At 41.5% G+C, this 20,876-nt stretch carries 18 protein-coding genes; 11 read left to right on the top strand and 7 right to left on the bottom strand.

Annotated elements, in window-relative coordinates:
• The first annotated feature begins 100 nt into the window (after positions 1–100).
• Complete coding sequence (gene mutY / locus A6754_RS18430) at positions 101–1,204, top strand: A/G-specific adenine glycosylase (RefSeq protein ID WP_066449216.1); 1,104 nt, start codon at positions 101–103, stop codon at positions 1,202–1,204.
• Between the two features lie 160 nt (positions 1,205–1,364).
• Here the strand turns inward: mutY and yfhS are convergent, their stop codons facing one another.
• A complete protein-coding gene (yfhS, locus tag A6754_RS18425) occupies positions 1,365–1,589 on the bottom strand; it encodes a mother cell protein YfhS (RefSeq protein ID WP_066449213.1) in 225 nt (74 codons plus the stop codon).
• Positions 1,590–1,711: 122 nt separating this feature from the next.
• Between yfhS and fabL the strand changes: the two genes are divergently transcribed.
• A complete protein-coding gene (fabL, locus tag A6754_RS18420) occupies positions 1,712–2,461 on the top strand; it encodes an enoyl-[acyl-carrier-protein] reductase FabL (protein ID WP_066449210.1) in 750 nt (249 codons plus the stop codon).
• A 127-nt stretch (positions 2,462–2,588) separates the two neighbouring features.
• Positions 2,589–2,777, top strand: coding sequence for a gamma-type small acid-soluble spore protein (locus tag A6754_RS18415; protein WP_066449208.1), 189 nt, complete (start codon positions 2,589–2,591; stop codon positions 2,775–2,777).
• A gap of 104 nt (positions 2,778–2,881) precedes the next feature.
• Here the strand turns inward: A6754_RS18415 and A6754_RS18410 are convergent, their stop codons facing one another.
• Complete coding sequence (locus tag A6754_RS18410; RefSeq protein WP_066449205.1) at positions 2,882–4,474, bottom strand: glutathione ABC transporter substrate-binding protein; 1,593 nt, start codon at positions 4,472–4,474, stop codon at positions 2,882–2,884.
• 302 nt (positions 4,475–4,776) lie between these two features.
• Here A6754_RS18410 and nikC point away from each other — a divergent pair, with 302 nt between their 5' ends.
• From nikC to A6754_RS18385, 5 genes are all read left to right on the top strand, one after another.
• On the top strand, positions 4,777–5,676 hold the full coding sequence (nikC, locus tag A6754_RS18405) for a nickel transporter permease (RefSeq protein ID WP_066449202.1): 900 nt from the start codon (positions 4,777–4,779) through the stop codon (positions 5,674–5,676).
• Positions 5,677–5,694: 18 nt separating this feature from the next.
• Positions 5,695–6,618 (top strand): ABC transporter permease, encoded by a 924-nt coding sequence (locus A6754_RS18400; protein WP_066449199.1) that lies wholly within the window; start codon positions 5,695–5,697, stop codon positions 6,616–6,618.
• 15 nt (positions 6,619–6,633) lie between these two features.
• On the top strand, positions 6,634–7,659 hold the full coding sequence (locus A6754_RS18395; protein ID WP_066449195.1) for an ABC transporter ATP-binding protein: 1,026 nt from the start codon (positions 6,634–6,636) through the stop codon (positions 7,657–7,659).
• The gene (locus tag A6754_RS18390) at positions 7,652–8,650 is read left to right on the top strand and encodes an ABC transporter ATP-binding protein (protein ID WP_066449193.1); all 999 of its coding nucleotides are present in this window, start codon (positions 7,652–7,654) and stop codon (positions 8,648–8,650) included. The genes A6754_RS18395 and A6754_RS18390 overlap by 8 nt, the downstream gene beginning before the upstream one ends.
• Before the next feature lie 159 nt (positions 8,651–8,809).
• Positions 8,810–9,061: a YgaB family protein gene (locus A6754_RS18385; RefSeq protein ID WP_151574905.1), complete on the top strand. Its 252-nt coding sequence runs from the start codon at positions 8,810–8,812 to the stop codon at positions 9,059–9,061.
• A gap of 221 nt (positions 9,062–9,282) precedes the next feature.
• Here the strand turns inward: A6754_RS18385 and A6754_RS23270 are convergent, their stop codons facing one another.
• Positions 9,283–9,411, bottom strand: coding sequence for a hypothetical protein (locus A6754_RS23270; protein ID WP_257298544.1), 129 nt, complete (start codon positions 9,409–9,411; stop codon positions 9,283–9,285).
• On the opposite strand from A6754_RS23270, the gene ntdP reads away from it, so the two are divergent.
• Positions 9,398–9,928 (top strand): nucleoside tri-diphosphate phosphatase, encoded by a 531-nt coding sequence (ntdP, locus tag A6754_RS18380; protein ID WP_066449191.1) that lies wholly within the window; start codon positions 9,398–9,400, stop codon positions 9,926–9,928. The two genes, A6754_RS23270 and ntdP, sit on opposite strands and share 14 nt — an antisense overlap.
• Positions 9,929–10,179: 251 nt before the next feature.
• Positions 10,180–11,925: an ABC transporter ATP-binding protein gene (locus A6754_RS18375; protein WP_066449189.1), complete on the top strand. Its 1,746-nt coding sequence runs from the start codon at positions 10,180–10,182 to the stop codon at positions 11,923–11,925.
• A gap of 37 nt (positions 11,926–11,962) precedes the next feature.
• Here A6754_RS18375 and A6754_RS18370 read toward each other — a convergent pair whose 3' ends face one another.
• The 4 genes from A6754_RS18370 to A6754_RS18355 form a co-directional block, all read right to left on the bottom strand.
• Positions 11,963–12,229: a hypothetical protein gene (locus A6754_RS18370; protein ID WP_066449186.1), complete on the bottom strand. Its 267-nt coding sequence runs from the start codon at positions 12,227–12,229 to the stop codon at positions 11,963–11,965.
• A gap of 105 nt (positions 12,230–12,334) precedes the next feature.
• On the bottom strand, positions 12,335–13,426 hold the full coding sequence (locus A6754_RS18365) for an FUSC family protein (RefSeq protein ID WP_066449183.1): 1,092 nt from the start codon (positions 13,424–13,426) through the stop codon (positions 12,335–12,337).
• A 450-nt stretch (positions 13,427–13,876) separates the two neighbouring features.
• The gene (locus tag A6754_RS18360; RefSeq protein WP_066451732.1) at positions 13,877–18,349 is read right to left on the bottom strand and encodes a glutamate synthase-related protein; all 4,473 of its coding nucleotides are present in this window, start codon (positions 18,347–18,349) and stop codon (positions 13,877–13,879) included.
• A 366-nt stretch (positions 18,350–18,715) separates the two neighbouring features.
• Positions 18,716–20,011 (bottom strand): glutamate-1-semialdehyde 2,1-aminomutase, encoded by a 1,296-nt coding sequence (locus tag A6754_RS18355; RefSeq protein WP_066449181.1) that lies wholly within the window; start codon positions 20,009–20,011, stop codon positions 18,716–18,718.
• A gap of 331 nt (positions 20,012–20,342) precedes the next feature.
• On the opposite strand from A6754_RS18355, the gene A6754_RS18350 reads away from it, so the two are divergent.
• On the top strand, positions 20,343–20,753 hold the full coding sequence (locus tag A6754_RS18350; RefSeq protein ID WP_066449180.1) for an ion channel: 411 nt from the start codon (positions 20,343–20,345) through the stop codon (positions 20,751–20,753).
• Positions 20,754–20,876: the final 123 nt, after the last annotated feature.

Below are 20,876 nucleotides of genomic sequence, written 5' to 3'. Positions count from 1 at the left end.
GGATGAAAAGCAGCTTCATTTGATTGTATGAGTTAAAATGAACACTTACCTATTATATTCCCAAATTTACGTTTCTTTAACATCATGGAGGGGGAAAAACTTGGACAAACAAGATGTACAGCCATTAGAAACCATTGACATAGAGCAATTTCAGACAGACTTAATATCCTGGTTTCAAAAAGAACAAAGAGAACTGCCATGGAGAAAAGATAAGGATCCATACAAGGTATGGGTCTCTGAAATCATGCTGCAGCAAACAAGAGTAGATACCGTTATTCCTTACTTTCATCGTTTCTTAGAACTATTTCCGGAAGTAAAAGACTTAGCACAGGCGGAAGAAGATCAGGTTCTAAAAGCATGGGAGGGGCTGGGCTACTATTCAAGAGCCAGAAACCTCCAGAGTGCCGTGAAAGAAGTGTATGAAAAGTATGGCGGAATTGTCCCGAATACGCCGAAGGAAATTTCGTCCCTGAAAGGAGTTGGCCCATATACCGCCGGGGCAATCCTAAGCATTGCTTACGGGATTCCGGAACCAGCTGTAGATGGCAATGTGATGCGTGTCTTCTCCAGAATCCTTTCCATTTGGAATGATATTGCAAAACCGGCCACAAGAAAGGTCTTTGAAACGGCCGTAAGAGAACTGATTTCGCATGACAATCCTTCCGATTTTAATCAGGCATTAATGGAGCTTGGTGCCTTAATTTGTACACCAACGTCCCCGTCCTGCCTGCTCTGCCCAGTCAGAGATCATTGCGCTGCTTTTCACGAAGGCACTCAGCATGAATTGCCGATTAAAACGAAAAATAAAAAGCAGAAGCATGTGAAAATGGCAGCAGCCATTCTAGTGAATGATAAGGGAGAGATTCTAATTCAGAAGCGCCCGGCAAAAGGTTTGCTTGCGAATCTCTGGGAGTTTCCAAATGTGGAAAGTACATTAAGCTATGTTGATGAAAAAGCATTGCTGGAAGATCGCTTTGCAGATCTTTATTCAGGGAATGTTCACCTTAACCGTTCTATCGGGCAATTAGAGCATGTATTTTCACACCTTATCTGGAATATCAATATATATGCCGGCACAATCGATGATGGTTCAGCCAGCGAACTTCAAAATGTGAAATTTGTTTCGATAGAGGAACTGAACCAATATGCTTTTCCTGTTCCATATCAAAAAATGTTTCGTATGTATCAGCTTGAAAAAGAATAAGGTTAAAATATGTAAAAAGGGCCGCAAAAATGTGAGCCCTTTTTTTAATGCAGAGTAAAGTTAAGACTGATGCTTACATAATTCAGCTAAGTTTAAGCTGTTTTTACTTGGGGCTTGCCGGTCTATCTAAAGGCAGGGTGAATGCTCCCGTATATCCGATTTAATCATAGCTGATTTTTGTGCCGCTCGTATACGTTGCTTCTCTTCGCTCGTTGCCTCCGCGTCTTTCAATTTCTTTAATAATTTCCGTCTGAATCGTATGACCCTCAGCGTTTAAATATGGAGTGATTTGCTGTAAAGAATGATGAAAATAAGCTAGCTCACTATCATTCCAATCTGTTTTGGACATCATGGAAAGCTCGGTCATATCTCTGCCTACGTACATGATAATTCCTCCCTTCTCTATAAGAGTATTGTTGTAATCCAGATTGCCAACTATACATGGAAAAGCTAAAATGATAGCAATAGTGTTTAGTACATAAGCATGGTAAAGAGAGGGTTTTGAATATGACACAAAAAGTAGCATTGATTACAGGAAGCAGCAGAGGGATCGGGAAGGAAACAGCCTTAACATTAGCAAAAGAAGGCTACGATATCGTTATAAACTATGCACGCAGCAAAACGGCCGCACAAGAAACGGCAACGGAAATTGAAAAGCTGGGAAGAAAGGTTCTTACCGTTAAGGCAAATGTAGGAGATGTGGATAAAATTAAGCATCTTTTTGCAGAAATCGATCGTGAATTTGGCAGACTTGATGTGTTCGTCAATAATGCTGCCTCAGGCGTTCAGCGTCCTGCAATGGAGCTTGAGGAGTCACATTGGAATTGGACGATGAATATTAACAGCAAGGCCCTGCTGTTTTGTGCACAGGAAGCAGCGAAACTGATGGAGAAAAACGGAGGCGGAAAAATCATCAGCGTCAGCTCACTTGGATCCATCCGCTATCTAGAAAACTATACGGTTGTCGGTGTGTCAAAGGCTGCATTAGAAGCTTTGACAAGGTATTTGGCTGTAGAGCTATCATCAAAAAATATCGTGGTAAACGCTGTTTCTGGCGGAGCAGTTGATACAGACGCATTAAAGCACTTCCCAAATCGCGAGGAATTGCTGACAGAAGCAGCTGAAAAAACGCCAGCTGGCCGCATGGTATCAATCGATGACATGGTAAATGCAATCATGTTTTTAACAAAAGAAGAATCAAGCATGATCCGCGGGCAAACGATTATTGTTGATGGCGGCATTTCACTGTTAGTTTAAACGGAATTGATTTTGCTCATGGAATCATAGGCTGTAATCATCAAAAAAAATATTTGTTTTTTTTCTAAAAAAAGTTGGATACTTTTCTGCGTTCGGGGACAAATTAATGAGCGTGGAGGTGATTACAATGGCAAAACAACCAAACAGAACACAATCTGGTACTAACGTTCAAGAAGTAAGACAACAAAACGCTCAATCTGCTGGTCAAGGTCAATTCGGCACTGAGTTCGCTTCTGAGACAGACGTACAAGAAGTGAGACAACGCAACCAACAAGCTGAAGCTAACAAAGGTAAAAACTCTGGCTACAGCAAATAATTGATACGTAACGAAAAAAGCACCCTTTCAACGGAGGGTGCTTTTTTCTGGCATTGAGACCGAGAAGTCAAGAGGACAGGTAACTGTCCCCTAGGAATCCCGAATTATTTTAATGATACATTATGGAAGAATGGAGTACCGCTGAAGTTTACAAATAGTCCTTCAATTCCATTAAGTGCATGGACAAAGTCAGGATGCTGCAAGTAAACCATTGGCACTTCTTCTACTAGAATTTCTGAAATTTCTTTGTAAGCTTCATTACGTGCATCTGTATCTGATTCAGATCGTGCAAGATCAAGCAGCTCATCAACACGTTCGTTCTTATAGAAAGAACGGTTACCCGGTGAACCAAACTGTGAAGAATGGAATAATGCATACAGACCGTAATCAGCGTCAGCTGTTACTGTAGTCCATCCTAAGATAAACATTTCGTGGTCACCAGCAGCTGTTTGCTCTAGGAATGCACCCCACTCAACAACTTCGATTGATACATCGATGCCGATAGGAGCTAAATGTGCCTGAACCATTTCAGCAATGTCTGCACGCTCTTGGCTTCCATCATTAACGTATAGAGTAGTTTCGAAACCATCTTCGAAGCCAGCTTCAGCTAATAATGCTTTTGCCTCTTCCACATCATAACCCAGCGGCTCTAAATCCTGGTAGTTTCCTACAACTGTTGGCGCAAGAGGTCCAACTGCAGGAATCCCTTGACCATCCAAAATTCCAGTTACAATTTCATCTTTGTTAATCGCCATGCTGATTGCCTGACGAACTCTAACATCATTAAACGGTTCTTTTGTAACGTTGAAGCCAACATAGTCCATACGTGTGCCTTTCACGCGATCGATATCAATGTTTTCCATTGCTTCTACACGGGAAACGTCAGATGCACCTAAAAGCATAGCATGTGCTTCACCAGTCTCAATCATCGCAACACGAGTTGCTTGTTCAGGAACTACTACGAATTTAAGGGTATCGATTTTTGCAGGCTCGCCCCAATAATCTTCGTTCTTTTCGAATACAATTTCAGCACCGCGGTTCCAATTTGAAAGCTTGAATGGGCCAGTACCGATTGGGTTTTCATCTACTTTTTTACCGCCGCTGTTTTCTTCTTCAATTGCTGATGGAGCAATGATCGAACCAGCATTATGCGCTAAGTGAGCCGGAAGTGGAGCAAATGGCGCACTTGTCTTGAATTGAACTGTGTAATCATCCACAATGACAACCTCTTCAATTACATTCAAAATAAATGCTTTCGGAGAAGCAAAGTCAGGATTTGTAATTCTCTCAATATTCACTTTTACAGCTTCTGCATTGAAGTCTGTACCGTCATGGAATTTTACGCCTTCACGCAACTTAAACTCCCAAGTCGTATCATCAATCGCTTCAAATTCTGTTGCCAGCAATGGAATGATTGAGCCATCTTCACTATAATCAACTAATCTTTCTAAAATTTGTGTAGTAGCAGTATTGGATGCTGTGTCATTAACACCATGAGGATCTAAAGTTGGGGCATCCGATGGGGTAACAAATACTAATTCACCGCCATCAGTACTAGGCTGTTCGTTCTCAGTAGCATTTTCGTCATCACTATCATTATTATCATCTGGTTCTGTGTTACTTCCTGTGCTGCATGCTGCTAACACAAGAATGAGTGATAGCAATAAGATTAAAAAGGCATTTTTTTTGTTTCTCATTTGACTCCCCCTAAAAATAGTAAAGTTTACACACACTTGGCATGTGTATTTTTATAATAGTCTAAAAATTCGATAAGTACAACTAGATTTTTAACAAAAATATAGAATTATTTGAATATTATAGGAATATAAGAAAGTTTTCTCATTAATGAAGAAATATCCTTTCTATTGGACTATCTGCAAACATAGGATATAAGAAACAGTGAAATCCAAATAATAAAACTATTGTAATAATTATGAATACTATATATTATAAAAAAGACTGAATTGAAAGAATAATCGACAGAAAGGAAGGAAAAAGAATGAGTCATCCCCAGTTGCAAGAATCTACAGGTATTCCTATTAAAACAAAAAATAAAAGTACAACTCCTTGGGTTTCGTTTTACAAAAAATTAGCAAAAAACAAAGCAGCTCTCGCAGGGGCAATCGTCGTGCTGATCTTTACGATCCTGGCAATCCTCGCACCGTTAATCGCTCCCTATGATCCTACTGCGATGGACATGAGTAAAAGATTAGCACCGCCGTCTGCGGACCATTGGTTTGGAAACGATGACAAAGGGCGGGATATTTTAAGCAGAATTCTATATGGTTCTCGTATTTCATTAACGGTTGGAATCCTATCAACAATCCTAGGTGCAGTCGTTGGCGTCATATTAGGAATCGTTTCAGGTTATTACGGAAAATGGGTAGATTCATTGATTATGAGAATATGTGATGTTCTACTGGCATTTCCGGGAATTCTTTTAGCGCTGGCTATTGTCAGTATTCTTGGTCCAAGCACTACAAATGTAATTATTGCCGTTGCATTTTTTGCTGTTCCTACTTTTGCAAGGATTGTGCGCGGTTCTACTCTCAGTGTAAAAAAGCTGGAGTATGTCGATGCCATTCGCGCAGTGGGAGCAAGTGATTTTAGAATTATTTTTAAACATATCTTACCGAATATTACCTCACCCATCATTGTCCAATCAACCTTATACATAGCATCAGCTATCATTACTGCAAGTGCATTATCATTCCTGGGACTCGGAACACAGCCCCCAACGCCTGAGTGGGGAACAATGCTGGCTCAGGGACGGTCATTTATGGCCCAAGCACCACATATCAGTTTATTTCCTGGTCTGATTATTTTAGTCGTTGTAGTTGGCTTTAACTTATTTGGAGACGGATTGCGAGATGCACTGGATCCTAAAACAAAAAGATAATGAAGGAAGGTGAGAGACATGTTTGTTTTTATCATTAGAAGATTATTTCAAACAATTCCTGTCATGATCGGTGTGACGTTAGCTGTATTTCTTATGATGCATTTGATTCCTGGGGATCCTGCTCAAATAATGGCAGGGGAGAGAGCAGATGAAGCTCAATTAGAACAAATGAGGGAGAATTTAGGGTTAAACGATCCGCTTTATCAGCAGTATTTTCGCTATGTCGGAAACGCCATTCAAGGTGACTTGGGCACCTCTATCCGGACAGATCGGGCCGTAACAGAAGAGATATTTACAAACCGTATATGGATTACATTTGAGTTAGCGCTTTATGGGACGGTTTTAGCGGTGATTTTAGGATTAATCGCCGGGATTATTTCCGCTACTAGAAAATATTCATTTTCGGATGTATCTCTCATGATTGTCGCCCTTTTCGGGATGTCGATGCCGAATTTCTGGCTCGGAATTATGCTAATCTATTTCTTCTCTGTTAATTTAGGCTGGTTCCCAACGATTGGCTGGGAATCATGGAAACATATGGTGCTTCCTGTGTTAACGATCGGTACAGGCGGAGCAGCCATTATCGCGCGTATGACACGTTCCAGCATGCTTGAGGTCCTTGACAATGATTATATTCGCACAGCCTATGCAAAAGGGGTTCATGACAGAGTAGTCATTTATAAACATGCTTTGAGAAATGCGCTCGTTCCGGTTGTCACAATCGTAGGTTTGCAGTTTGGTACATTACTGGGCGGAGCGGTTATCACAGAAACCGTTTTTGCTATTAATGGGTTGGGACGCTTAGTTGTCGATTCAATCCGGATGCGTGACTTTCCAATGGTTCAAGGAACGATTCTCGTATGTGCCGTCTTGTTTGTCGTCGTGAATTTTATCGTTGATATCACATATCGTTTAATTAATAAACGAATTGAGCTGAATTAAAGGAAGGTGAGAAGGATGACTATATCAAATCAAGAGAATATCCTGGAAGTTCGAAATCTCTGTACCTCCTTCTTCACAGATGAAGGAGAAGTAAAGGCCGTTGATGGAGTAGATTTTTCAATAGAAAAAGGTAAAACCATTGGAATCGTGGGGGAATCTGGTTCAGGCAAGAGTATTACTTCCTTATCTATTATGCGTCTGGTTCAAGAACCAGCAGGTAAAGTGGTCGATGGAGAAATTGTTTTTAAGGGAGAAAATCTTTTAACGAAAACAAAGAAAGAAATGAGAGATATCCGTGGAAATAAAATCTCTATGATCTTTCAGGAACCTATGACCTCCCTAAATCCGACCTTAACATGTGGTGAGCAAATTGCAGAGTCACTCCGCATTCATCAAAAGCTTAATCGAAAAGAAGCACGGGTGAAAGCGATAGAAATGCTGAAATTAGTAGGAATTCCATCTCCAGAGAAAAGGGTCAAGCAGTATCCGTTTGAACTATCTGGGGGGATGCGCCAGCGTGTTATGATCGCGATTGCCCTTGCTTGTAATCCTGAGCTATTAATTGCTGATGAACCGACAACTGCCCTTGATGTGACGATCCAAGCGCAAATATTAGAATTAATTAAAAAGCTGCAGGAAGAATTGGGAACCTCTTTAATGATTATTACCCATGATCTTGGGGTCGTTGCGGAAATGTGTGATCGTGTCGCCGTTATGTATTGTGGAAAAGTCGTTGAGTATGCTGATGTGAAAACCATTTTTACGGATCCAAAGCATCCTTACACGATTGGACTCCTAAATTCAGTTCCAAGACATGACTTAAAGGTTGAAGGGGAATTGTCTGTGATCAAAGGGTCTGTGCCAAGTCCATTTGAATTGCCGTCCGGCTGCAGATTCGTGACAAGATGTCCACATGCGAGAGAGATCTGTCATAGAGAGCTGCCGGCATTGGAAACAAAAGAAGATGGAAACCAAGTGCGCTGCTGGATTCACACCGATCAATGGGAAAAGCAAGCAGAGGCGGTGTCAACTCATGAGTAAGAAGGCTTTATTAGAGGTCAATAATTTAAAGCAGTATTTCCCGATTAAAGGCGGCTTGTTTGGCGGTACAGTCAACCACGTAAAGGCTGTTGATGATATTAGCTTTGTCGTGTATGAAGGAGAAACAGTCAGTGTTGTTGGAGAATCCGGCTGCGGAAAATCAACGACAGGAAGGGCGATCCTGCGTTTAGATGACCCAACTTCAGGTGATATTTTATTCGATGGAGAAAATTTATTAGGTTTAAATAAGGCCAAAATGCGAAAAAAGCGCAAGGACCTGCAAATCATCTTTCAGGATCCTTATGCCTCTTTAAATCCACGGCAAACGGTAAGACAAATCTTGGAGGAAGCGCTTGAGATTCAAAATGTTGTTTCCAGGAAAGAGAGACGCCAGAAGGTAGAGGATCTCCTGCAAACAGTAGGCATTGGAGCGCATCAAATGGATCGTTATCCACATGAATTTAGCGGCGGACAGCGGCAGCGGATTGGGATTGCCCGTGCCTTATCGGTCGATCCGAAACTGGTGATCTGCGATGAAGCTGTGTCGGCATTGGATGTATCGATCCAGGCTCAAGTCTTAAACCTATTAAAAGAACTTCAGCAAAAGTTCCAGCTGACATATTTATTTATCTCACATGATTTAGGGGTTGTCCGCCATATATCGGACCGCATCATTGTTATGTATCTCGGCAAAATAGTGGAAATAGGGGATAAGGATTCTCTGTTTGAAAACCCGCAGCATCCCTATACAAGAGCACTTTTATCTGCAATCCCAAGCATCAATGTGGGAGAGAAAAAGAAAGAAAGAATCATCTTAAAAGGAGATGTGCCGTCGCCGATTGATCCGCCAGCAGGATGCCGCTTCCACACCCGCTGCCCATATGCTATGGACCGCTGTGCGGTGGAAGAGCCTAAGCTCCATTCGCTGAGCGAGGTCGAACATAAAGCAGCATGCCATCTGCTTGAAGATGGACCTTATGATTATTCGTAGAAACCAGGGGGATTGTCTCCTGGTTTTTTTGCTGCTTCAACATGGAACATCAGCACATCCTCGACAAAACTTCCATTAAGTCTACATTATCAGTCAAAGGGAAAAGGGGTTCTGCCGCGAATTTGTATTAAGAGATCACAAAAGGGATGGTGGCAAATGGTGCGTGAATTTAACCTTTTAGTATCAGAGCAGATGAAGACAATGGACAAGCTATTGTTTTTACAAGGGGAGCTGGAGCGCTGTGAAGAGATTGAGGAACAGCTGCAGCTGATTCAACAGGAGACAGAACTTGAAAGCATTCAGCATGAAATTAAAATGATGAAAAATGAATTGAAGGCCATTCATAAAATATTCGAAACACAGACAGAAGAGGTGATCCGGTCTTATCAGGACATGAATGTTCCTGTATAAAGGACAGGTTCTACAGCAAAATAGATGCATTATTTAAACCATTGAGCCATTTCAATGGTTCTTTTGTTTTAAAATGAACGTATAACCGTTATAATAAGAAGAAATAGGAATCGTTCTTTGCAAGCCTTTCGTCGTTTGGAGTGAAGAAGAATTTTTAATGATAAAAATTCTTTTCAAAGGATCAGATCGGATAACTTTATTTGAACAGCGGGTCAGCAGATTTACTGCTCCATATTCATATAAGGTACTTCAGTGTCTAAAAGAGAAGCAGCCGTTTTGCTTGCTTCTAGAGGACTATAGGTTTCAAAGCTTCCAGAAATGAAAGAAGGGGAAAAAATGGCCGTACCCATAGAAGGATCTCCAATACAAATACACAGCTATAAACATAATGGGCACATCCATCGCGTCTGGGAGGAAACAACGGTATTAAAAGGTACGCAAAATCTTGTCATTGGCGGCAATGATCGGACCATTGTAACAGAATCGGACGGCAGAACATGGGTAACGAGAGAACCGGCAATCTGTTATTTTCATTCCCAATACTGGTTTAATATTATTGGAATGATCAGGGAAGACGGCGTTTACTATTATTGCAATATCAGCTCGCCGTTTATATATGACGAGGAAGCATTAAAATATATCGATTATGATCTGGATATTAAAGTGTTTCCTGATATGACCTTCAATTTATTAGATGAAGACGAATATGAACGCCATCGTCAAGAAATGAACTACCCTGCTCCGATTGATCAAATTCTGTGGTCCAATGTGGACAAGCTCATTCAATGGATTCGCCAGCGCAAAGGTCCATTTGCACCGGATTTTATCGACATTTGGTATGAGCGCTATTTAACGTACAGACGCTAGGATTTTGGATTGAAAATGCCTAAGAGTTGCCTGTTGAACGGATCGTCAACAGGTTTTAGCTTTTTAAATGTTTTAGCAGCATAGAAATATACGTGAAGCCTAATGATTGTCTTTTCGGCTTGCCAATATGGCAAGTTTTCTTTTTGCATTGAAGGGAAGAAACATTAGGTATGAAAGCATGAGGAACGGGTCAATTTAAAATGAGTGCAAAAGATATGCATTTTTTTAGGCCTTGAAAGGGTGGAGGCTACTTGAACAGTATTAAAAGATATATGCAATTTGTAAAGCCATATCGGTTTCAGATTATCGGAACGATTATCATTGGAATTATTAAATTTGCCATTCCTTTGTTGATCCCGCTTCTGATTAAATATGTCGTCGATGATATTATTGGCGGTGATGCAGCCGATTCTGAAAAAACAAGTACACTTTTTTGGCTGATGGGCGGTATGATTGTCATTTTTGTTGTGGCACGACCGCCGATTGAATATTATCGCCAATATTTTGCACAATGGGTATCCAGCAAAATCTTATACGATATCCGTGACCGCTTATTTGTACATATTCAAAAGCTAAGCTTTAAGTATTATGCCAATACACGGGCTGGGGAAGTCATTTCCCGGGTCATTAATGATGTTGAGCAAACGAAAACCTTTGTTGTCACAGGATTAATGAACCTTTGGCTTGATGTGTCTACGATCATTATTGCTGTCATTATTATGTTTAATATGGATATCACATTAACGATCGTGTCATTGATCTTATTTCCGTTTTACGCTTTTTCGGTTAAATACTTTTTCGGCAATCTGCGAAAATTAACACGCGTACGTTCCCAGGCACTCGCCGAGGTGCAAGGCTATCTGCATGAGCGGGTGCAAGGGATGGCTGTCATTAAAAGCTTTGCGACAGAGGATTATGAACAGGGGAATTTTGACCGCCAGAACAGCAATTTCCTGCAAAAAGCGATTGACCATACAAAATGGAACGCAAAAGCCTTTGCAGTTGTGAACACGATTACCGACATTTCGCCGCTGCTCGTCATCGGCTATGCTGGCTACCAGGTAATTCAGGGGAATATCTCACTCGGTGTAATGATGGCGTTCATTGCTTATATTGATCGCTTATACGCACCACTGCGCAGACTTGTTAATTCATCGACTACACTGACACAGTCAATTGCTTCAATGGACCGTGTATTTGAGCTCCTTGATGAAAAATACGATATTGATGATGCGCCAAATGCAGTGGAATGCAAGGAAGTAAACGGCCATATTCAGTTCAAGGATGTCAGCTTTAAATATAATGAAAATGAGGAAGATGTATTAAAACATATCAACCTCGATATCCAAAAGGGAGAAACCGTCGCCCTAGTCGGCATGAGTGGAGGCGGAAAGTCTTCCTTAGTGGGCTTGATTCCGCGTTTTTACGATGTGTCAGATGGATCAATCCTCCTTGATGGGAAAGATATCCGTTCTTTCAAAGTCCGCAGTTTAAGAGATAAGATTGGCATGGTTCTGCAGGATAATATTCTATTCAGCGAATCGGTTAAAACCAATATTCTGCTAGGGAAACCAGAAGGAACAGATGAGGAAGTTATTCAGGCTGCTAAGGCAGCCAATGCGCATGATTTTATCATGAGTCTTCCAGAAGGCTATGATACGAAAGTGGGCGAACGAGGCGTGAAACTGTCAGGAGGACAAAAGCAGCGGATTGCGATCGCACGTATCTTCCTGAAAAACCCGCCGATTCTAATTTTAGATGAAGCCACATCTGCATTGGACTTAGAAAGTGAGCACCTCATCCAAGAGTCATTAGAGGAGCTGGCAAAAGACCGAACCACCTTCATTGTGGCGCACCGCCTTTCTACCATTACCCATGCAGACCGGATCATTTTAATCGAGCATGGTCAAATCATGGAAGAAGGCTCCCACGATGAGCTTATGAAAAAACAAGGAAGTTATTATAAGCTCTTTCAAGTGCAGCAGCTGGAGAATTAAAAAAACGCCTGGAGGCTTCGTGTTCTCCAGGCGTTTTTTATAAGCTTCCGATAAATAATATGAAAATAAGAATAGCTGCCAATCCCAGTGTTAATACCACAGAGACAATACTCCGTACGGCACCTTTCCAATTTTGAATCCCTAAAAATCCGATTAAGCTTAATATAAAAGTGAATATCGTAATAAAGAAAAGAAGATAGAGCGGATGTAAACCAAAAATAGATTCAGTTCCAGGCATCATAATAAAGAGAAAAACAAAGCAGATTGATAATATAAAAGCCCAAATATTGATTTGTTTTGTCATGGGTAAACTCCTTGTGCTGAATGGTATATCTCATACTTCCATAAAAATTGAAAAATTCCTCTTTTGATTAAAAAAACAGCTGACACCATGGTCAGCTGTTTTTTATTAATTTTCTGCCGTTTCCTCAATCGTTACTTCGTTATCTTCTTTATGATAAGCTTGAAAGCTTGAAATCAGCATATCAAGATGTTCGACCTGCTCAAGATAATCCATGAACGCAGATACGATCTGCATGGTATGCGGAAGCATGGATTCTTCAATATCGCGATCAGTGTCCATCTGCCGCTGCTGCTGAATGAAGACCTGGAAGAGCTCGCGTCTGTTTAACGTGACTTCTCCTTCTTCAAAAGAAACCTGCGGACGAACCTTGCCAATAAACTTTAGCATCACATGTTCATGATAGTGGATAAGGCAATCCAGCTGCTGCTGCAGGGTATACTGAAATTCCTCTGTAATATCCGCCATATCATTATCAAAACGATGGAGCTTCTTCAGCGTTTCTAATGCGCGTTTTGTGGTGGAAATCATTTGTCTGTAAATAACCAGCTTTCGCGATTTCGCAACAGCATTATTTTTAAAATAATTTCTTTCTTCTTTGTACATCGCGTAGATCATGTCCAATTTGCTGATAGAATCCTGCATTTTTTCAATATCAGACTTTAAGGTGTGATGCTCAGAGGCACGGCGAACGGTCAGTCGAAGCCACTTAGTCACATCCTCCGTAACATTTGAGATGCGGTTATATAACTTATTCTCATATTTAGGAGGTAAAAATACAAGATTAATGATAAACGCTGAAAAGACACCTAGCATAATGGTAGAAAAACGAATAAGAGCGAACTGAATAAATTCATCTCCAGGTGATTCCATAATGGCAAGCAGCGTAACCAGCGATAGTGCAATTGTATTTTCAATTCGAAGCTTTAAGTTAATCGTTATGAGAATAATTGCGCCTAAACCGATGATAAAAATATCATTGCCGAATAATAAAACAAAAATGACGGCGATAAAAGCGCCAATCGAGTTACCTTGAATCTGCTCAATGATGGATAAATACGATCTGTAAATGGTAGGCTGCAGAGCAAAAATGGCTGCGATCCCGGCAAATACAGGGTTAGGCAGCTGTAATAATTCGGATAAAAATAAAGCCAAAATAATTGCGATTCCCGTTTTTAAAATGCGGGCGCCAAGTTTCATACAAAATGTGTTCCTTTCTTATACAGGAGTCTTAATGAATACCTATTGTTTGACGTATTAACATCAAAAAATGTTTCACTCTAACCAATATATACTTCTAAAAATGAGGAAGTATGTCCATATTATCTACTTTAAACGTTTTTACAGGTTGTTAAACAATAATGTACTATACAGGGATTATACACGAAGTTCAAGTAACTTTTGAAAGAAAAACAGCCTAAATTTTGAAAGTTTTACTACCTTTTTTATGGAAACGGTTTAATTAGGTGACTGGGGACTGATGGGGTGGAGTGTTGGTTTTTTAGAGAGATTTATATGGGTGTGATAACTTTTAAGCATGAGATGGAGGCACGGTGTGATATTAAAAAATCACAACCACTACATAATTAATAGAGGAAAAAAAGAAACGTTCGCACAAGCAAACGTTTCTTCTCTTTTTATATTTCTCAATCACTCAGTAGAAACTGATGGATCTGCCTGTTCTTTCACAGGGATCACTTGAAGGAAGTGATCATCAAGGTTTTCGAGCAGCTGTGATAATTCAGCAGCTTCTTCGAATTGTTCCTGTGTCTTTAGCATGGCGATGTATTGGCCAAGCAGTTCTTGGATATCCTCTTTGCCTTTTTCAGAAAGAGATGTAATCGTTACTTTTGCTCCTTTGGCGATACGGCGCTGAATGGCTTCTTTTGTCAGGCCTTTTTCTGGCTGGTGGCGTAAATAAACGACACCGCCTGTCATACCTGCGCAAATCCATGGGCCAGGATCGCCAAGGACGAGTCCGCGGCCATTGGTCATATACTCAAAAGCAAATCCTTTAATATTCGCGTTTGTGCCAATATTGCCGAATTCATTTTCAGGAATAGGCTTCGTAAGCTGTCCGCCAATGATCATATCTGCGCCGGAGAGGCGAATCCCTGCACGTGCATCAGCATTTCCTTGAGCAACAAGCAAGCCTTCTTGTGCTCCATATCCAAATCCTTTTCCGACAGAGCCATTATAGTAGCGGCCGTTTTTGCCTTTGGATTTGAAAATAAGAATTTGTCCGCCAAATGATGTTTTTCCGATCCCATCTTGCGCGCCGCCGGCAACTTCGATATTGATGCCAAAGCTGTTGTATGCGCCAAGTCCGTTGCCCGGGATGGAGCCGTTTTTATATTTAAGATCAACAGGCGGAAGAGCTTTATAAGATCCATCCAGTCTGCCTCTGACACGGTGGCAGGAAACTCTGCTTCCGAGCACACGCTGTTCAGAGGTAATGCTGTTGAATTCACGTGAGCTATGCAATTCTTCAACCGTTGCATCCAGATACTCGGCTCCAACTGCCACTTGAAGCTGTGCTTCGGATAGAGCAGAAGCTGTTTCATGCTTATCAAGCTGGCGGATTTCCAATGTTTTTAACAGGAAAGTTAAGTCGAGCTGGTCGCTGCCTTTTGCTTGTTCTAAAAGATCCGAACGGCCAACAGCGTCTTGAACGTTTTGAATGCCCATTTCAGCTGCCAGTGTTTGAAGCTCTTTGCCAAACGCAGAGAATAAATTCATAATGCCCTGCACGGCTAAATCAAATTGGCGCGGCACAAAACGTCTTAAGCCGTGTTCTTTTGCTTGTGCTTCTGAGTCGATTTGTGTAGCGATTCCCACATGACATGTATCCAAATGACAGCCGCGGCAAGTTGTACAGCCAATGGCAAGCATTGATAATGTTCCAAAGCCAACCCGGTTTGCACCAAGAAGCATTACTTTTAACACATCAGAAACGCTTTTAATACCGCCGTCTGCCCAAATTTCCACCCCATCACGCAATCCAGCTTCCAAAAGGGCATTATGTGCCGCTTTGACGCCGATTTCAACCGGCAGTCCAACATGCTGGAGCGCATGTATTCTTGCAGCACCAGTTCCGCCATCAAAGCCGCTAAGTGTGATGTAATCAGCGCCAGCTTTGGCAATTCCGACTGCGATTGTACCGATATTCGGAACAACAGGGACCTTAACCGCAACCTTGGCTTTATCATTTGCTGTTTTCAGCTCATGAATCATTTGCGCAAGGTCTTCGATGGAATAGATGTCATGGTTATTAGATGGCGAAATTAAATCCGAGCCAATGGTTGCGTTACGTGCTTCCGCAATTTTGGCGGTAACCTTTGAACCAGGCAGATGTCCGCCTTCTCCAGGCTTCGCGCCTTGCCCGATTTTAATTTCAAGCAGGTTTGTCGAGTTTAAGAGCTCAGCGTTAACTCCAAATCGTCCAGAGGCAATCTGCTGTCCGCGTGTGCGCGGATATTTGCCGAGCATATCTTTAATTTCTCCGCCCTCACCATTAAAGCTGATCATATTCAGACGGTCGGCGCCTTCCGCATATGCACGGAACGCTACTTCGTTTTGCGAGCCAAAGGACATGGAAGAGATCATAAACGGCAAGTCATGATCGCCAACAGCGATATTTACCTCTTCAGGCGATAAAACTTCGCTTGCTTTTTTAAAGCTTGTTAAGTGGCGAATCGTTGTTGGATTTTCTTCTTCCTGCTCGGTAATCTTTTCTTTATAAGCACTATAGTCACCAGTTGAAGCGACTTCGCCAATGGCTTTCCAGATACGAGGGAAGAGGCTGAACGTTTTGCCGATTCGTTCTTTTTCATTGTTGTAATCGGCTGCACGGGCAATCCCATCTTCACGCATAGAAGCGAAATTGTATTTCAGCTCCTCAGAGCCAAAGAAGTTCACAATATTAAGCTCATCCGCAACTTCTTTGCTTAAGCCGATTGATGAAAATAAGCGGCCATATCCTCTTAATTCATGAATTCCAATGGTAGAAATGACTTTTTCAAGCCCTTTCGTTAACGCTGCAAAAAGATTGGTTAACGGAGCAGTCTGATCCTCATCTGCAACCGTAATAAACATATAATATGGACTTAATAAATCTGCTCCAAGTCCAAATGCTGTAATGATGTCATGCAGAGAGCGGATGGAAGCAGAGCGTAATAATAAAGAACAATCCCGTCTTAGCGCTGCCTTTACAAGCGCCTGGTCAATGGCAGACACCGCTAAATGCGGATCAATCCAATAGGCACCTTCCTGATGAACATTCGAATCATCAAGGATTAGCAATGTTTTACCGCTTTTTACTGCTTCAATCGCTTCACTCTTTAGACGCTCAATTGCGTCGTTTAATGTTTCGCTTTCGTGAAAATGAATATGAATATAGGAAACAAGCTTTTCTTCCTGGAAAAAGTTTGTCACTTGGTCAAAGCTAGGCTGGTTCAACTCACTGGCACAACGATAGCCTGAGATTCCTTCTATTAAAATAGGAGAAAGCAGTTCGATCGCTGTTCCTGCTGTTTCTTTTTCAAATAGAGATGGGCGTCTTCCAATAACCGTTCTTGTGGAAAAATGCTCCGTTTCTCTATCGCGGTCAATCGCTGGGTTTGTAACAACCGCCACGCTTTCCTTAATAAAATCTGCAATGTTCTTACGCTGCGGATTAAGTGCTGCAAGTGGAGAATCGTGTCCAAGCGAGCGAATCGGTTCGGCACCATTTTTCGACATTTGCTCCACAAGCTGAACATGATCTCGCTCCCAGCCAAAGGCTTTGTACTGGCCATTATGAATTTTATCTGGGTAGTTCATCGATACGACTTTATCAAACTTCGGCGGTGTCAGACGCAATTTATATTGATCAACTAGCATTCTAGCGGAAAAGCGCTCATACACTTCCTGCTGGTACTCATTCTGTTCATACAGAACAATGTCATTTCCGTCCCATTTAAGGCCAACTTTTTCACCAGGAGATAAAGGTTTTGGGTCATTTACATATTCACTGGACGGAATGATACCCGGTTCAGATGAAAATAGGTAAGAACTTTGGGTTTCAAGCATCCAGAGAGGACGCAAACCTAGAGCATCAACACTGAATACCGCTTCGTCGCCATATCGGGAAATGATGCCGGCAGGTCCCTGTGAAAAATGTCCCCATGCTTCGCGAATATAAGCATACAGGTTCTGCAGATATTCAGGGTATGCTTTAATTTCATTTACGATCGGCGGGAAGAGAATATCTACCGCCTCAAAAAGAGAATAGCCATCACGGCTGATAAATGTATCAATTGTCCGGTTTAAATCCTGTGAATCACTGCCGTCTTTTACAAGCGGCACACCCACCATTTTTGCTTCATCACGCAGCTTTGCAATCGTGTTAATTTCACCGTTATGGCCAAGTACACTAAATGGCTGCACACGAAAAAAGCTTGAAAGTGTATTCGTAGAATAGCGGTTGTGGCCGAGAGTCATAGTTGAAGCCACAAGCGGGTTAGCAAGATCATGATAATATTTAGGCAGAATATCTCCAGCACCCATTACCTTATAGACCGCATGATGCTGACTTAATGAAGCAACATGAACATGTTCGTTCTCTTCGAAATCAATGGTTAAAGCAAAAAGCGTTTTAGAAAGTTCACTTTCCTCTAAATCTGCTGTACAAGCAAATTGCCAGAAAACAGGGTTTTCTTGAATTGCGATTGGTCCAAGTGCAGACGCTTCTGTCACTTGTTCAGATTGAAACACAACATTTAAACCATTATTTTCTAATTTTTCAATCAATTTTTCTTTGAATTGTGCTGTATCTTGTCCTCTGGACATGAAAATATGGCCGACAACAAAATTACTTTGATCTGCAGCGTTCGCATCTGCACCAGCTGCTGCTAATTTTTCCTTCCATAATACACGGGGGATATCGATATGAATACCTACGCCATCACCTTCGCCGTTAATAAAGCCGGCTCTGTGGTTCATCGTTACGAGGGCATTTATACAACTGAAGATATTTTCTCTTGTAGGGGTTTTTTGCTTCTCAACACTTGCGACAATTCCACATGCATCGTGTTCCTGTCGATGAAACTGATTGAATTGTGAAGGAGTCCATTGCTCTGTCATCATTTCGGCTATATAGGCTGGGCCTTTAAGCCGTTCACCTCCTGTATAGAAAAATTAATCTGAAACTTTATCGTGTTCATTATGATCGTGCGCTGAAATGTTTGAGGGACGAGATCAGCAGTTATACATAATGATGTACCGCGTTACCACGCGAAAGTAGCAAAGGGTGTTTTACACAAGAATATTGATTTAATAGTATCATATGAATTTTCAGAAATCAATTAAATATACAGAAAGTTGGATAGAAGGTATTGGGGTAATTGTATAATCTGTGAATAAAAAGCTATATATGTAAACGTTTTCATCGTTGGTTCAGTATAAACGAAGGCCAGAACAGCCTTCGTTTAATGAATAAAAAATGTATAATTATTGAGATGCTAATGCTTCAAAAGCATTGTTGACAGCGTGTAGTGTTGCTTCAATATCTTCCTCTGTATGAGCGATTGTTAAGAACCATGCTTCATATTTGGAAGGAGCGAGATTGATGCCTTGGTGCAGCATGAGCTTGAAAAACTTAGCAAACATTTCACCATCTGTGTTTTCTGCCTGCTCGTAGTTTTCTACCTTCACGTCTGTAAAGTAGAGTGTTAATGCACCCTTTAAGCGATTGATTGTGATTGGAATGTTATGCTCTTTCGCTGCTTTTAGGATGCCTTCTTCAAGGATTGCGCCTAATTGATCTAAATACTCGTAAACTCCGTCTTGCTTTAATACTTCTAAACATGCAATTCCTGAAAGGATGGATGCCGGGTTTCCGGCCATAGTGCCTGCCTGATAAGCTGGGCCAAGCGGAGCGACTTTTTCCATTATTTCTTTCTTGCCGCCATATGCTCCAATCGGCAAACCGCCTCCAATAATTTTACCCATTGCCGTTAAATCAGGACGTACACCAAGCATGTCCTGTGCACCGCCATATGAAAAGCGGAAAGCAGTGATTACTTCATCATAAATAACAAGCGCGTTAGCGGCATGTGTTAACTCATTCACCTGTTCTAAAAATCCGGGGTGCGGTTCCACAATACCGAAGTTTCCTACAATTGGCTCAACAAGGACAGCTGCCACTTGATCTCCCCATTTTTCTAACGCTTCTTTAAAAGGTTCAATATCATTAAATGGAACGGTGATCACTTCTTGGGCAATGCTTTTTGGAACACCTGCAGAGTCAGGCGTACCTAAAGTAGATGGACCAGATCCAGCAGCAACAAGCACTAAATCGGAGTGTCCATGATAACAGCCGGCGAACTTGATGATTTTATCTTTACCTGTATAAGCTCTGGCAACACGGATTGTTGTCATTACCGCTTCTGTACCGGAGTTCACAAAACGAACCTTCTCCATCCATGGCATTGCTTCTTTGATCATCTTGGCAAACTTCACTTCATGCTGTGTTGGTGTGCCGTATAAAACGCCTCTTTCAGCAGCTCTTGTGATCGCTTCTGTAATATGAGGGTGTGCATGTCCAGTAATGATCGGACCGTAAGCAGCAAGATAATCAATATACTGATTTCCGTCTACATCCCAAAAATATGCGCCGCTCGCTCTTTCCATCGCAATCGGAGCACCGCCGCCAACTGCCTTATAAGAACGAGATGGGCTATTTACACCGCCTACAATATGTTCAAGCGCCTCGCTATGTAATCGTTCTGAATTTGTGAATTGCATGGGTATTCCTCCTTGAATCTCTTCTATACACTTTTTTAAATACAGGTGTCTCGCCTTAAGCTTGTCGTCCCTGGGCGAGCGCCTTCTGCTTTTCTAGGTGTCCAGCTCCAGGCGCTAGGGACTCGAGGTCTTAAGTCAATCCGTCTAGAAGGTTAAAGAACAACCTCCCAGTCGTCTTGCCTTAAGCTTATCGTCCCTGGGCGAGCGCTTTCCGCTTTTCTAGTTTACCACGTTTTCTCTATAGAGTATGTGCCGGGAACATGACAAGCACTCATAGAAGGTGTTTTTTGTGCATATGAATGAGTAGACAGGCTTGAAATGAGGTATGGTGATGGTACTTTATATTTCTTTAGCTCTAATTCTGCTTTGCATGATCATGAGTCTGCAGAGCTTATTTACTTCAAAAAGGATCAAAGGGAAATGGGTTTCGATTGAGAACATGATTTATTTAGTGTTTCTGTATGGAACGATCATGATTGGGTTTGGGCTCATCTATATTATTCTTGATTTAAATGGACATATTGTTTTAATAGAAGAAACTAGCTATCTGGAGGTCAGTTTTTTGGATCGGCTGGAGACTGGTTTTTATTTTAGTGCGATGACGCTGTTTTCTGTTGGATATGGGGATATTGCGCCAATTGGCATTGGCCGGATGATCGCTGTCATTGAGGCGCTCATTGGTTATGTGATCCCAACTGCATTTGTAGCGCGAGTTGTTTTTGATATCGATCAACAGACATGATGCTTATCTGTTGTTTTTCTGTTCTTTTTTCATTAACGTAAAAGTGGAGAAGTTTTTGGACAGTTTATTATTATTTTGTAGAGGGAAACTTACTTTTACATATGAATAAAGGAGAGGTCAAAA

The organism is Cytobacillus gottheilii (assembly GCF_001636345.1).
Taxonomy (GTDB): Bacteria; Bacillota; Bacilli; order Bacillales; family Cytobacillaceae; genus Cytobacillus; species Cytobacillus gottheilii.
The sequence above is the reverse complement of the archived record's forward strand: the minus strand, read 5'-3'. Positions and strand labels throughout refer to the sequence as shown.

Bases quoted from the DNA above. Each gene is read 5' to 3' on its own strand.
- A6754_RS18410 (WP_066449205.1), bottom strand. From the start codon at position 4,474: ATGAGAAACAAAAAAAATGCCTTTTTAATCTTATTGCTATCACTCATT.
- A6754_RS18395 (WP_066449195.1), top strand. From the start codon at position 6,634: ATGACTATATCAAATCAAGAGAATATCCTGGAAGTTCGAAATCTCTGT.
- A6754_RS18390 (WP_066449193.1), top strand. From the start codon at position 7,652: ATGAGTAAGAAGGCTTTATTAGAGGTCAATAATTTAAAGCAGTATTTC.
- A6754_RS18365 (WP_066449183.1), bottom strand. From the start codon at position 13,426: ATGAAACTTGGCGCCCGCATTTTAAAAACGGGAATCGCAATTATTTTG.
- A6754_RS18350 (WP_066449180.1), top strand. From the start codon at position 20,343: ATGGTACTTTATATTTCTTTAGCTCTAATTCTGCTTTGCATGATCATG.
- A6754_RS23270 (WP_257298544.1), bottom strand. From the start codon at position 9,411: ATGGGTACGGCCATTTTTTCCCCTTCTTTCATTTCTGGAAGCTTTGAA.
- fabL (WP_066449210.1), top strand. From the start codon at position 1,712: ATGACACAAAAAGTAGCATTGATTACAGGAAGCAGCAGAGGGATCGGG.
- nikC (WP_066449202.1), top strand. From the start codon at position 4,777: ATGAGTCATCCCCAGTTGCAAGAATCTACAGGTATTCCTATTAAAACA.
- A6754_RS18370 (WP_066449186.1), bottom strand. From the start codon at position 12,229: ATGACAAAACAAATCAATATTTGGGCTTTTATATTATCAATCTGCTTT.
- ntdP (WP_066449191.1), top strand. From the start codon at position 9,398: ATGGCCGTACCCATAGAAGGATCTCCAATACAAATACACAGCTATAAA.
- A6754_RS18355 (WP_066449181.1), bottom strand. From the start codon at position 20,011: ATGCAATTCACAAATTCAGAACGATTACATAGCGAGGCGCTTGAACAT.
- A6754_RS18360 (WP_066451732.1), bottom strand. From the start codon at position 18,349: ATGACAGAGCAATGGACTCCTTCACAATTCAATCAGTTTCATCGACAG.
- A6754_RS18415 (WP_066449208.1), top strand. From the start codon at position 2,589: ATGGCAAAACAACCAAACAGAACACAATCTGGTACTAACGTTCAAGAA.
- A6754_RS18400 (WP_066449199.1), top strand. From the start codon at position 5,695: ATGTTTGTTTTTATCATTAGAAGATTATTTCAAACAATTCCTGTCATG.
- yfhS (WP_066449213.1), bottom strand. From the start codon at position 1,589: ATGTACGTAGGCAGAGATATGACCGAGCTTTCCATGATGTCCAAAACA.